The organism is Streptomyces sp. NPDC058289 (assembly GCF_042880975.1).
In the GTDB taxonomy this organism is placed as follows: Bacteria; Actinomycetota; Actinomycetes; order Streptomycetales; family Streptomycetaceae; genus Streptomyces; species Streptomyces stoeckheimensis.
In genome coordinates this window covers 61,230-73,628 of the sequence record NZ_JBHVYI010000039.1, presented here as the reverse complement: position 1 = coordinate 73,628, position 12,399 = coordinate 61,230, and the positions used below count along the sequence as shown (strand labels likewise).

At 72.6% G+C, this 12,399-nt stretch carries 10 protein-coding genes; 3 read left to right on the top strand and 7 right to left on the bottom strand.

Annotated elements, in window-relative coordinates; translation table 11 throughout:
• Positions 1-512: 512 nt before the first annotated feature.
• A complete protein-coding gene (locus tag ACFVX6_RS21250; RefSeq protein WP_389693621.1) occupies positions 513-1,832 on the bottom strand; it encodes a diaminobutyrate--2-oxoglutarate transaminase family protein in 1,320 nt (439 codons plus the stop codon).
• A gap of 505 nt (positions 1,833-2,337) precedes the next feature.
• On the opposite strand from ACFVX6_RS21250, the gene ACFVX6_RS21245 reads away from it, so the two are divergent.
• On the top strand, positions 2,338-3,507 hold the full coding sequence (locus tag ACFVX6_RS21245) for a trypsin-like serine peptidase (RefSeq protein WP_389693613.1): 1,170 nt from the start codon (positions 2,338-2,340) through the stop codon (positions 3,505-3,507).
• A 92-nt stretch (positions 3,508-3,599) separates the two neighbouring features.
• On the opposite strand, the gene hflX is transcribed toward ACFVX6_RS21245, so the two are convergent.
• The 6 genes from hflX to miaA form a co-directional block, all read right to left on the bottom strand.
• Entirely contained in the window at positions 3,600-5,108 is a 1,509-nt protein-coding gene (gene hflX / locus ACFVX6_RS21240; protein ID WP_389693611.1) for a GTPase HflX, read from the bottom strand.
• A 207-nt stretch (positions 5,109-5,315) separates the two neighbouring features.
• Positions 5,316-6,764 carry a M1 family metallopeptidase gene (locus ACFVX6_RS21235; RefSeq protein WP_389693609.1) on the bottom strand — a complete coding sequence of 483 codons (1,449 nt, stop codon included), beginning with the start codon at positions 6,762-6,764 and terminating at the stop codon, positions 5,316-5,318.
• 76 nt (positions 6,765-6,840) lie between these two features.
• Positions 6,841-8,940, bottom strand: a complete 2,100-nt coding sequence (locus tag ACFVX6_RS21230) for a RelA/SpoT family protein (protein WP_389693607.1) — start codon at positions 8,938-8,940, stop codon at positions 6,841-6,843.
• Between the two features lie 140 nt (positions 8,941-9,080).
• Positions 9,081-9,956: a diaminopimelate epimerase gene (gene dapF, locus ACFVX6_RS21225; protein ID WP_389693605.1), complete on the bottom strand. Its 876-nt coding sequence runs from the start codon at positions 9,954-9,956 to the stop codon at positions 9,081-9,083.
• Between the two features lie 46 nt (positions 9,957-10,002).
• The gene (locus ACFVX6_RS21220; RefSeq protein ID WP_389693603.1) at positions 10,003-10,581 is read right to left on the bottom strand and encodes a hypothetical protein; all 579 of its coding nucleotides are present in this window, start codon (positions 10,579-10,581) and stop codon (positions 10,003-10,005) included.
• A 126-nt stretch (positions 10,582-10,707) separates the two neighbouring features.
• Positions 10,708-11,646: a tRNA (adenosine(37)-N6)-dimethylallyltransferase MiaA gene (miaA, locus tag ACFVX6_RS21215; RefSeq protein WP_389693601.1), complete on the bottom strand. Its 939-nt coding sequence runs from the start codon at positions 11,644-11,646 to the stop codon at positions 10,708-10,710.
• Between the two features lie 174 nt (positions 11,647-11,820).
• Here miaA and ACFVX6_RS21210 point away from each other — a divergent pair, with 174 nt between their 5' ends.
• Both ACFVX6_RS21210 and ACFVX6_RS21205 read left to right on the top strand, forming a co-directional pair.
• Positions 11,821-12,039: a gliding motility protein gene (locus ACFVX6_RS21210; RefSeq protein ID WP_389693599.1), complete on the top strand. Its 219-nt coding sequence runs from the start codon at positions 11,821-11,823 to the stop codon at positions 12,037-12,039.
• A gap of 22 nt (positions 12,040-12,061) precedes the next feature.
• Positions 12,062-12,307, top strand: coding sequence for an antitoxin (locus ACFVX6_RS21205; protein WP_389693598.1), 246 nt, complete (start codon positions 12,062-12,064; stop codon positions 12,305-12,307).
• Positions 12,308-12,399 lie beyond the last annotated feature (92 nt).

The following is a 12,399-nucleotide window of genomic DNA, read 5'->3' as shown; positions in this document are numbered from 1 at the left end:
TGACCCAGCCGCTACCGACGTCATCACCGTCGGGGTCGAAGACGAGACGGTCGGGCCCCCCGCTACGGACGGCAACACCGTGGGCGGCACCGGGGACGCCGCGGCGGCGGACGACGGAAACGTGGAACCCGAGGCACCCGACGGCAGCACCGTCGGGATCGACGGCAGGACGGTCGGGTCCTCCGCTACGGACGGCAACACCGTCGGGGTCGAAGACGAGACGGCCGGGTCCCCCGCTACGGACGGCAACACCGTGGGCGGCACCGGGGACACCGTGGCGGCGGACGACGGGAGGGGCGGGCCCAGGGTGTTGGGCGGGAGGGGTGGGCCCGGGGTGTTGGGCGGGCCCGAGACACCCGGTGGGAGGGGCGAGCCCGGGACGCTGGGCGGGAGGGGCGGGCCCGGGGCGCCCGGTGGGAGGGGCGGGCCCGGGGTGTTGGGCGGGAGGGTGTTCGTGGGGGGTGGGGGCGGGAAGGGGGATGAGGGGTGGAGGGGGTCCGGCATGGGGGTCCTTAGCGGCGGGTGGCGGCGGGGATGGCGTCGGCGAGGCGGTCGAGGACGGCCGCGGCCTGTTCGTCGGTCAGGGTGAGAGGAGGGAGGAGGCGGACGACGCTGGAGTGGCGGCCGCCGAGTTCGACGATCAGGCCGCGGTCCAGACAGGCCTGGCGGACGGCCACGGCGAGGTCGGGCGAGGCTTCCCCCGTGTCGGGGTCGGCCAGTTCGACGCCGATCATCAGCCCGCGGCCCCGTACGTCCGCCACGCACGGGTGCGCCGGGATCAAGCCGCGCAGGGAGGTGAGCATGCGCTCGCCCAGGGTCCGCGCGCGCTCCGCGAGGCCGTTCTCCCGGACGTAGGCCAGCGTCGCGGTGCCCGCCGCCATGGCGAGCTGGTTGCCGCGGAAGGTGCCGGCGTGGGCGCCGGGGGCCCACTGGTCCAGCTCCGCCCGGTACACGATCACCGCGAGCGGCAGGCTGCCCCCGATGGCTTTGGAGAGCACCATCACGTCGGGGACGACCCCCGCGTGGTCGACCCCCCAGAAGGCCCCGGTGCGCCCGACCCCGGTCTGGACCTCGTCGGCGATCAGCGGAATCCCCCGCTCCGCCGTGATCTCCCGCATGCTGCGCAGCCAGGCGTCGGGGGCGGGGTGGACCCCGCCCTCTCCCTGGACGGGTTCGACGATCATCCCGGCGGGCGCGGTCACCCCGCTCTTGGGGTCGTCCAGCAGGTTCCGCGTCCAACGGGCCGACAGCTCCGCCCCCTCGGCCCCGCCGACCCCGAACGGGCAGCTGCGGTCCTGCGGATACGGCAGCCGGGTCACCCGTACGTCCGCGGCCCCGCCGGAGACGGCCAGCGCCCCCGCCGTCATGCCGTGGTAGGCCCCCGTGAAGGCGAGCAGACCCGACCGGCCGGTCGCGGTGCGGACGAGGGTGAGCGCGGCTTCCACCGCGTCCGTCCCGGCCGGTCCGCAGAACTGGATGCGGGCGTCCGCGGCCAGCTCCGCCGGCAGGTTGGCGAACAGCTCGGTGGTGAAGGCGTCCTTGACCGGGGTCGCGAGGTCCAGCACGTGCAGCGGGGCCCCCGAGTCGAGGACCCCGCGGATGGCTTCGAGCACCACCGGGTGGTTGTGGCCCAGGGCGAGGGTCCCGGCGCCGGAGAGGCAGTCGAGGTAGCGGCGTCCGTCCGCCCCCTCGATGGTCAACCCTCGTGCGCGCACGGGCACGATGGGCAGGGAGCGCGCGTACGTCCGTGCTGCGGACTCCCGTTGCGCCTGCCTGCGCAGGATCCCCTCCGCCGCGGCCGGCCCCGGAGCGGTATCCACATCCGAAGCCACGCCCGAAGCCACGCCCGACCCCGGACCCGCGAAGTGTCCCTCCTCCGCAACCCTGTTCGCCTGCGCCGGGACCTGCTCCCCGGCCGTGGCCTGCTCGCCCGTCCAAGCCGTCAAAGGCACGAGTGTCGCTCCTCCCGCACGGTTGCCCTACCGGGGTGCGCTTCGAACACGCACGCTGTACCCCCGTCCCCCGTACGTACCAACGACGGTGGCGGCGACGGATCACGGGTGGGCCCAAGATCCTTGCCCGCCTCAAGATCCTCGTCCGGCCTCAAGATCCTTGCCTGCCTTAAGATCCTCGCCCTGCCCCGAGATCCTCGTCCGGCCCAAGATCCTTGCCCGGCCGGGATCCTCGTCCGGCCCGGGATCCCTTTCCGGCCCGCGGGAACCGGTGCCCCGGGCTGTGCCGTCCCCCACGGCAGCGGCATAGTGGGGTGCTGCAACCCAGGCGCCCGCCTACCCAGGCACCGTCCCGAACCAAGAACCATCCAGGGGGATTCACGACATGCGACCGATCCGACCGGTCACCGCGATCCTGTGCTCGGCCGCGCTCGCCCTGACCGCCGCGGCGTGCGGGCCCGGCGACGGTGAGACCGACGCCAAGCCGACCGTGGCGGCGAGCCTGCCCACCAGCCTGGACGGGGTGAAGATCCCGGACGGGCTCAAGGACAAGCTCAAGGAGCACGGCATAGACCTGGAGAAGTGGAAGGGGGGTGAGTGGAAGAACTGGAAGAAGGAGGACTGGCTCCGCGAGGCGGGCGACTACATCAACCCGATCATCGAGGACCTCTGGGACCCGGACCGGATGCGCGACGCCGCCAAGACGCCGCAGCCCCCCGCCGTCGACCCCGATGCGGGCAAGGACCAGGGCGTCACCGACCCGGCCCCGGCTCCGGTGGCCGCCAAGGCCGCGACCCCGCCCTACCACCAGAGCGTCCCCGCCTCCGGCAAGGTCTTCTTCGACGGCCCCGAGGGATCGATGGTCTGCTCGGCGACCGTGGTCAAGGACCCGGCGCACCCCGGCAAGTCCAACATGGTCTGGACGGCCGGCCACTGCGTGCACGCGGGCAAGTCCGGCGGCTGGTACCGCAACATCGCCTTCGTCCCGTCGTACAACAACGGCGGCAAGGCCGCGGCCGCGCTCAAGGGTGCGCCCCGCGAGGAAGTGGCCCCGTACGGCGTGTGGTGGAGCGACTGGGCGCAGACCTCCGACCAGTGGATCGCGACCGGCGGTCCGACCGGCGGCGCGGGTGCCCCGTACGACTTCGCGGTGCTGCACGTGACCCCGGAGAAGGGTGGCGGCAAGTCGCTGGAGGAGACGGTCGGTACGGCGCTCCCGGTGGAGTTCAACGCCCCGGCCGCGCCCAAGATCACGAAGATGACGGCCACCGGCTACCCGGCGGCGGCTCCGTTCGACGGCCAGAAGACCTTCCAGTGCGCCGACAAGCCGGGCCGGCTGTCGCTGAACGCGACCGACCCCACGATGTACCGCATCGGCTGCACGATGACCGGCGGTTCCTCGGGCGGCGGCTGGGTCGCGGCGGGTGCCGACGGCAAGCCCGCGCTGGTGTCGAACACCTCCATCGGTCCTGCCAAGGCGGGCTGGCTGGCCGGGCCCCGGCTGGGTCCGGAGGCGAAGGGCGTCTTCGACGCGGTGAGCGGCAAGTTCAAGTAACCTCGCCCACGCACCACGTGACCGCATGACCGAGGGCCCCCGCACCAGCGGGGGCCCTCGGTCATGCACGGCGTGGCCCGGGGGCCGCCGCGTCAGTGCTTGGCGAGCACGTACGGAGCGAACTCCGCCGCCAGTTCCGCGTGCACCCGCGCCTTGAGCAGGGTGCCCTCCGCCGTGTGCTCCTCGGAGATCACCTCGCCCTCGGCGTGTGCCCGGGCGACCAGACCGCCGCGCGTGTAAGGCACCACGGCCTCGATCTCGATCGCCGGCCGCGGCAGCTCGGCGTCGATGAGCGCGAGGAGTTCCTCCATGCCCTGACCCGTGCGCGCCGAGACGGCGATGGAGCGCTTCTCGATCCGCAGCAGGCGCTGGAGCACCAGCGGGTCGGCCGCGTCCGCCTTGTTGATCACCACGATCTCGGGCACCTTGACGGCGCCGACCTCGCGGATGACCTCGCGGACCGCCGCCAGCTGCTCCTCCGGCGCCGGGTGCGAGCCGTCCACGATGTGCAGGATGAGGTCGGAGTCGCCGACCTCCTCCATCGTGGAGCGGAACGCCTCGACGAGGTGGTGGGGCAGGTGCCGGACGAAGCCGACCGTGTCGGCCAGGGTGTAGATCCGGCCTGACGGGGTCTCGGCCCGGCGCACGGTCGGGTCGAGGGTGGCGAACAGTGCGTTCTCCACCAGGACGCCCGCGCCCGTGAGGCGGTTGAGCAGCGAGGACTTGCCGGCGTTGGTGTATCCGGCGATGGCGACCGAGGGCACCTTGTTGCGGCGCCGTTCCTGCCGCTTGATGTCGCGGCCGGTCTTCATCTCCGCGATCTCCCGGCGCATCTTCGCCATCTTCTCGCGGATCCGGCGCCGGTCGGTCTCGATCTTGGTCTCACCAGGGCCGCGGGTTGCCATGCCGCCACCGCCGCCGCCACCCATCTGCCGGGACAGCGAGGCACCCCAGCCGCGCAGTCGCGGCAGCATGTACTGCATCTGCGCGAGTGCGACCTGCGCCTTGCCCTCTCGGGACTTGGCGTGCTGGGCGAAGATGTCGAGGATGAGCGCGGTCCGGTCGACCACCTTCACCTTGACGACGTCTTCGAGGGCGATGAGCTGGCCGGGGCTGAGCTCACCGTCGCAGACGACGGTGTCGGCGCCGCTCTCCATCACGATGTCGCGCAGCTCGCGCGCCTTGCCGGAACCGATGAAGGTGGCCGGGTCGGGCTTGTCGCGGCGCTGGATCACTCCGTCGAGTACGAGCGCGCCCGCCGTCTCGGCGAGGGCGGCGAGCTCCGCGAGGGAGTTGTCCGCGTCCTGCACCGTGCCGGAGGTCCATACGCCGACGAGGACGACCCGCTCCAAGCGGAGCTGGCGGTATTCGACCTCGGTGACGTCTTCGAGCTCGGTGGAGAGGCCGACCACACGGCGCAGGGCCGCGCGCTCGGAGCGCTCGTACTGGGCGCCGTCCCGGTCTCCGTCGATCTCGTGGCTCCAGGCGACGTCCTCTTCCATCAGGGCGTCGGCCCGAAGGCTCTCGGTGAAGCTCTGCGGATCCGGCGCACCCTGTGCGCCGTCCCGCGCGTCCTGGGAAGGGGAAGAAGAGGAGGTCATTGGATCCTTACGTCGTTTTCGAATGCGTCCGCGTCAGGCGAAGCGGAGCCAAGGCCAAAGCTACTCCCGCGCGTGACACAACACTGTCACGTCCAACGTGTGAAACTCCCCGGAGATTCCCCCGGAGATGCCCCGGAGCACCCCGCGATCCCCCGGAGCATCCCGCGGAACGGCCTCGTCGATGGTGGCATGCCCGTTCCGTACGCGTCACACGCTTTTCGGGGCGCTCCACTCCGGGTGCCCCGGCATCGCCGGCGTCTTCTTCCCGTACAGCCACGGCTTCAGGAACGCCGCCAGGTCCCGGCCCGCCTCCTGCGAGGCCAGCCGTACGAAGTCCTCCGTGCCCGCGACCCCGTCCCGGTGCTCCCCCACCCAGCGCCGCTCCACCCGGTCGAAGGCCTTGGCCCCGATCTCCTGCCGCAGCGCGTAAAGGATCAGCGCGGCCCCGTCGTAGACCGCCGGCCGGAACAGCCCGATCTTCTCGCCCGGGGCGGCCGGCTTGGGCGCGGCCGGGGGGCCGCCCGCCGCCCGCCACTGGTCGGAGCGCTGGTACGCCTCGCGCATCCGCCGCTCCAGGGAGTACTTTCCGAGGCCGTCCGCGTACAGGGCTTCGTACCAGGTGGCGTGGCCCTCGTTGAGCCACAAGTCGGACCAGGTGCGCGGGCTGACGCTGTCGCCGAACCACTGGTGGGCCAGCTCGTGGACCATCACGGACTCGACGTACCACTCGGGGTATCCGCCGCTGCCCGCGAACAGTGCGCTCTCGAACAGCGACAGGGTCTGCGTCTCCAGCTCGAAGCCGGTACGGGCCTTCGCGATCAGCACGCCGTAGTTCTCGAAGGGGTAGCGGCCGACGCGTGCCTCCATCCACTCGATGTGCCCGGCGGTCTTCTTCAGCCAGGGCTCCAGCCGTTCCCGGTCCGCCGCGGGGACCACGTCGCGCAGCGGGAGTCCGTGCGGCCCGGTGCGGTGGATCACGGCCGAGTCGCCGATCGAGACCTGAGCGAGCTCGGTGGCCATCGGGTGCAGCGTCCGGTACGTCCACGTGGTCGCGGCGCCCGCCCAGCGGGCCGGCAGCGCGCCCGGCACCCCGTTGGCCACGGCGGTCTTCCCGGCCGGCGCGCTCACCCGGAAGGTGAAGTACGCCTTGTCGGCGGGGTGGTCGTTGCACGGGAAGACCCGGTGCGCGGCGTCGGCCTGGTTCGCCATGGCCAGCCCGTCGTCGGTCACCACCCAGCCGCCGTCGCCGCGGCCGCGCGGGTCGCTCGTGTGCCGGACGGTGATGTGGAGGGGCAGGTTCGGCTCCACGGGCCGGGCGGGGGTCAGCACGAGGTCCTCGCCGACGTATCCGAAGCCGGCGGGTTCCCCGTTGACCTCGGCGGAGGCCACTTTCCCGTGGGTGAAGTCGAGGTTGACGGTTTCGAGCCGGGCGAGGCTGCGGGCGTCGATGACGGTGACCGCATCGAGGGGGGTGTTGTTGTCCTTGTAGGCGAAGGACAGGTCGTACGAGAGCACGTCGTACCCGGGGTTCCCGAGCTCGGGGAACAGCGCGTCGCCGATGCCGAGCGCCTTGGGCGGGGGCACGACGGCGGCGACGAGGGTGAGGGAGGCCGCGGCCAGCAGGGCGGCGCGCAGGCGCGGGGAGGTGAGCTGCATCCCCCACCGCTTATCAGCGCCCGCCACGCGCCTGCGAACGGCGCGCGACGGCTCCACCCGAAAGGGGTCGGGTCACCTACGCCCGGCTGACGTCGTAGACCCCCGGCACGTCCCGCATGGCCCGCATCAGCGCCGGGAGGCCCGTCGCGTCGGGGAGCTGCAGGGTGTAGCTGTGCCGGACCCGCTGTTCGACCGGCGGCTCCACGGTCGCGGAGACCACCTCGACCCCCTCGCGGGCGATGGCCTCGGTCAGATCGGCCAGCAGGTGGGGGCGGCCGAACGATTCGGCGAGCAGGGTGACCCGGCAGTCCGCGGTCGCCCGCCAGTGCACGGCGATGGGGGTCCGCCCCACCGCCCGCATCTGGGCCACGGTCGCGCAGTGGACCCGGTGCACGGTGACGGCCCCGCCCCGTACGACGAACCCTTCGACGGCGTCCGGCGGGACCGGGGTGCAGCACCCCGCGAGCCGCACGGTGGCGTCGGGCAGGTCGGCCACGGCGTTGCCCCCGCCGCTACGGAGGCCGATCACCGACAGCGGCGGCCTGGGTGCGGCGTCGGCGGGCCGGGTCCCGTCGGGGTGGGACTCCAGCCAGCTGCTGACGGCGATCCGGGCGGCCGGGGTCTTGGCGTGGTCCAGCCAGTCGGCGGTGGGCCCCGAGGAGGCGTCGTGCGCGAGCAGGAGCTGGACGGTGTCCCCGTCGGAGAGCCGGGAGGACAGGGAGGTCAGGCGCCCGTTGACCCGGGCGCCGATACAGCCGTGGGCCGCCTCGCCGTACTGCGCGTAGGCGGCGTCGATACAGCTGGCGCCGGCCGGCAGGCCCAGAGTGCCCCCGTCGGCCCGGAACACGGTGATCTCGCGGTCCTGGGCCAGCTCCGAGCGCAGGACGTCCCAGAAGGTGTCGGGGTCGGGCGCCGACTGCTGCCAGTCGAGCAGCCGCGACAGCCAGCCGGGCCGGGTCGGGTCGACCCGCTCCTCCTCGCAGTCGGCCGCCGCGATCTGGTCGGCGGGCTCGGCCTGCTGCGGGGAGGTGTACGGATTGCCGAGCGCGACCACGCCCGCCTCGGCGACCCGGTGCATCTGCCGGGTCCGGACGATGACCTCGGCGACGTACCCCTCCTGCGTGGCGAAGGCGGTGTGCAGGGACTGGTAGAGGTTGAACTTCGGGGAGGCGATGAAGTCCTTGAACTCGGAGATGACCGGGGTGAAGCAGGTGTGCAGCTCCCCCAGCACGGCATAGCAGTCCGCGTTCTCTCCTACGAGGACCAGCAGACGGCCGAAGTCGGAGCCGCGCAGCTCCCCGCGCTTGAGGGAGATCCGGTGCACGGAGACGAAGTGCCGGGGCCGCACCACCACCTCGGCGGCGATGCCCGCCTCGCGCAGGACGGCCCGTACCGAGTCGGCGATGGCGGGCAGCGGGTCGCGCTCCCCCGCGTGGGCCGCGATGAGGGCGCGGGTGTGCTCGTACTCCTCGGGGTGCAGGATCGCGAAGACGAGGTCCTCGAGCTCGGTCTTCAGGGCCTGCACGCCGAGCCGTTCGGCGAGCGGGATGAGCACGTCGCGGGTGACCTTGGCGATGCGTGCCTGTTTCTCGGGCCGCATCACCCCGAGGGTGCGCATGTTGTGCAGCCGGTCGGCGAGTTTGATGGACATCACGCGGACGTCGTTGCCGGTGGCGACGAGCATCTTGCGGAAGGTCTCGGGCTCGGCGGCGGCGCCGTAGTCGATCTTCTCGACCTTGGTGACCCCGTCGACGATGAAGCAGACCTCGTCGCCGAACTCCTCGCGGACCTGATCGAGGGTCACGTCGGTGTCCTCGACGGTGTCGTGGAGGAGCGAGGCCGTCAGGGTCGTGGTTTCGGCGCCCAGTTCGGCCAGGATGAGCGTGACGGCGAGCGGATGTGTGATGTACGGCTCACCGCTCTTGCGCATCTGGCCGCGGTGCGAGGTCTCGGCGAGCAGGTACGCACGGCGCAGCAGGGACAGGTCCGCGTCGGGGTGATGGGCGCGGTGCGCTTCGGCGACATGACCGATGGCGTCCGGCAGCCGGTCCCGGGGCGTGGGACCGAGCAGCGCAGCGCGTCCGAGTCGTCGCAGGTCAAGCCTGGTCCGGCCGCGTCTGCGAAGTTCGGGGAGCGCTTCGGGACGTGCTTCGGGGTTCGTGGCCTCTGCACTCATGGGCACCTCCGACGGCTTCGACCGGCGGTGGTGGGCATGGGGTGCGCCCGCAGGGCCGGTGCCTGATGCTACCGACCCCACCACGTGGCGCAGTCCACCTCTCGCTCAGCGTGAAACGGATCACCCATTAGAGGGAAGCTTCAGGCGAAAGCCGTTTCGGTGAGCCAGGCGGGATCGAACTCGCCCTCGGCCACGATCACGGCGGGTCCGGTCATCTCGATCCGCCCGTCGGGGTGCTCGGTGATGACCAGGGTGCCGCCGGGCAGATCGACGGTGTACGTGGCGGGCGCGCCGGTGACGGCCGGGTCGACGCCGTCGCGGCGGATGGCGGCCACGGCGACCGCGCAGGCGCCGGTGCCGCAGGAGCGGGTTTCGCCGGAGCCGCGCTCGTGGACGCGCATGGCGACGTGGCGGGGGCCGCGGTCGACGACGAACTCGACGTTGACGCCCGTCGGGTAGGCGGACGCCGGGCTGTACGGAGGCGGGTCCAGCAGCTTCCCGGCGTCGTCCAGGCTGTCGACGAAGGCCACCGCGTGCGGGTTCCCCATGTTGACGTTGCGCGCGGGCCAGGAGCGGTCGCCGACGGAGACGGTGACCTCGCCCTCGGGCAGTTCGGCGCGGCCCATGGAGACGGTCACGTCACCGGTCTTGTCGAGGTGCACCCGCTTGACTCCGCCGCGCGTGGCGACGGCCAGGTCGCCCGGCTCCACGTGCCCGGCGTACTGGAGGTAGCGGGCGAAGACGCGGACGCCGTTGCCGCACATCTCGGCGATGGAGCCGTCGCTGTTGCGGTAGTCCATGAACCACTCGGCCTCGTCGGCCAGGTGCGCCGCCTCGGGGTGCGCGGCGGAGCGCACGACGTGCAGCACGCCGTCGGCGCCGATCCCGGCCCTCCGGTCGCACAGCCGCGCGACGGCGGAGGCCGGCAGCTCGATGGCGTTGTCCGGGTCCGGGACGATCACGAAGTCGTTCTCGGTGCCGTGGCCCTTGAGGAAGGAGAGGCTGGTCTGCGTCACCCGCCCATGGTACCGAGCCCGCGCCTGGTGGAGCCGGGCCGCCCCGCTAGCGGAGCCGGGCCACCCGGTACACCGCGAGCGCCACGACACCCAGCGCAACCAGTGCGTACAGCAGGGCGAGGCGCCAGTCGGGCCGCTGCCCCGAGCCGCGGGCCGGGAGCCCCGGCAGGGCGTAGCCCACGCGGCGCGCGGCCATCATGCCCCAGCCGCCCGCGCAGCAGCTGATGAGGAATCCGAGCATGGCGACGACCGCTCCGCCGTCGCCGAACTCGAAGGCGAGGGGGAAGGCGAACATCAGGGATCCGGCCGCGGCCAGCATGACGATGGGGGCGATCTGCCACAGCCTCAGCCTGCGCTGCGGGCGCAGTTCCACCTCGAACGCGGGGGCGGCGGCGGCCTCCGCCTCGGCGGAGTCCGGCGCGTCCGGGCCGTCGGGGGTCAGCCGCGCGGGGTCCGCGGGCAGTCCGAGGCCGTCGGCGTCCGCGGGCAGTGCGAGGGCGTCGGCGCCCACCGGCGCTCCGTCGAGCAGGCCGTCGCCGTCGGCGAGGGCGCTGTGAAGCATCGGGTCCGTTTCCCGTCGGGTGTCGTCCCGACCGGTGTCACGAGGGCCGGCCTCCATCGCCACGCGCCCTCCCCACTTGGACTTCGTACGCCGCCGTTCACCGCCGGTGACGGCACCGGCGGAAGTTTGATGATGGCACGCCGTCAGGCCCCGGACGGGCGTGCGGGGCGTCCCGATGCCATCACGTGATCAGGCTGTGACCGCTCGTTCGACCAACGACTGCGCGAGTCCGGCGAGTTCTCCGCGGTCCTCGGCTGCCCCGCTGAGCCAGTGCACCCTCGGGTCGCGGCGGAACCAGGAGTCCTGCCGGCGGGCGAACCGCTTGGTGGCGCGGACCGTTTCGGCGCGCGCTTCCTCCTCCGTGCACTCCCCGGCGAGGGCGGCCAGCACCTGCTGGTAGCCGAGTGCCCTGGAGGCGGTGATTCCGCCCCGCAGGCCCGCGGCCTCCAGGGTGCGGACCTCGTCCACCAGCCCCGCTTCCCACATCCGGTCGACGCGCAGCGCGATCCGCTCGTCGAGCTCGGGCCGGGCCACGTCCACGCCGATCTGGACCGTGTCGTAGACGGACTCGTGGCCGGGCAGGTTGGCGGTGAACGGCCGCCCGGTGATCTCGATGACCTCCAGCGCCCGCACGATGCGGCGGCCGTTGCTGGGCAGGATGGCCTGCGCGGCGGCCGGGTCGGCGGCGGCGAGCCGGGCGTGCAGGGCGCCGGGGCCGCGCAGGGTGACCTCGGCCTCCAGCCGGGCCCGGACCTCCGGGTCGGTGCCGGGGAACTCCATGGCGTCGAGCGCGCCGCGCACGTAGAGCCCGGAACCGCCGACGAGGACCGGCGTACGGCCCTGGGCGAGCAGTTTGTCGATCTCGGCGCGGGCGAGGCGCTGGTACTCGGCGACGCTCGCCGTCTCGGTGACGTCCCAGATGTCGAGGAGGTGGTGCGGGACCCCTCCGCGCTCCTCGGTCGTCAGTTTGGCGGTACCGATGTCCATCCCCCGGTACAGCTGCATCGAGTCGGCGTTGACGACTTCGCCGTCGAAATGACGGGCCAGGGCTACGCCCAGATCGGACTTTCCGGCTGCGGTGGGTCCTACGACGGCGATGACCCGCGGGGCGGGGGCTGCTTTCCTCACCGCACCAGTCTCGCAGCCCCTCGTCAAGGCGCTGCCATGTACCCGATCGAGCTACGTGACGCGACCGGGCCGGGGTCGTTGCCTTGGCGGGGTTCCGGCCGGGCGCGCGCCTGCCGTGCGGCGGCCCGTCCACGGCGGAACTTCACTCACACGAGTAACGTTATAGGAGTAGACATGGGCATTTTGGACCGGCTTCTCGGCCGCAAGACCCAGGCGACGACCGAAGAGGCCGTTTCCGCGGATCTGACGGTGGAGTCCGCGACGGCCGACGAGGCCGGGACCGAGCAGGCTGTGGCGGAGGAGAGCGCGGCGGTGGAAGCCGTCGACATCCCGAAGCAGCAGTCGGCGGAGGCCACCGCGGACAGCGAGGCCGCAGAGGGTGCCCGTACGTAGCCTCGCTATTGGAAGGTGACCCATGGGCCTGCTGGACAATCTGAAGGCCAAGCTCGCGCCCGCCAAGGACAAGGTCGGCGACCTCGCTGCACAGCACGAGGGCAAGATCGCCCAGAATCTGGAGAAGGTGGCCAAGGCCGTCGACTCCAAGACCAAGGGCAAGTACAGCGGCCAGATCTCTAGCGGCGCGGACAAGGCGAAGGACGCCCTGGGCAAGATCGCGCACAAGGACGCACCCGGCGGGCCGACGCCGCCGGCCGCTTCCTGACGCGGTCCCGGAATGGCGGAAGGGGGGGGGGGGCCCACCCGGGGCCGCCCCCCCCACCGCCCGCCCAAACAGGCCCCCCCCCGGCCCCCCGC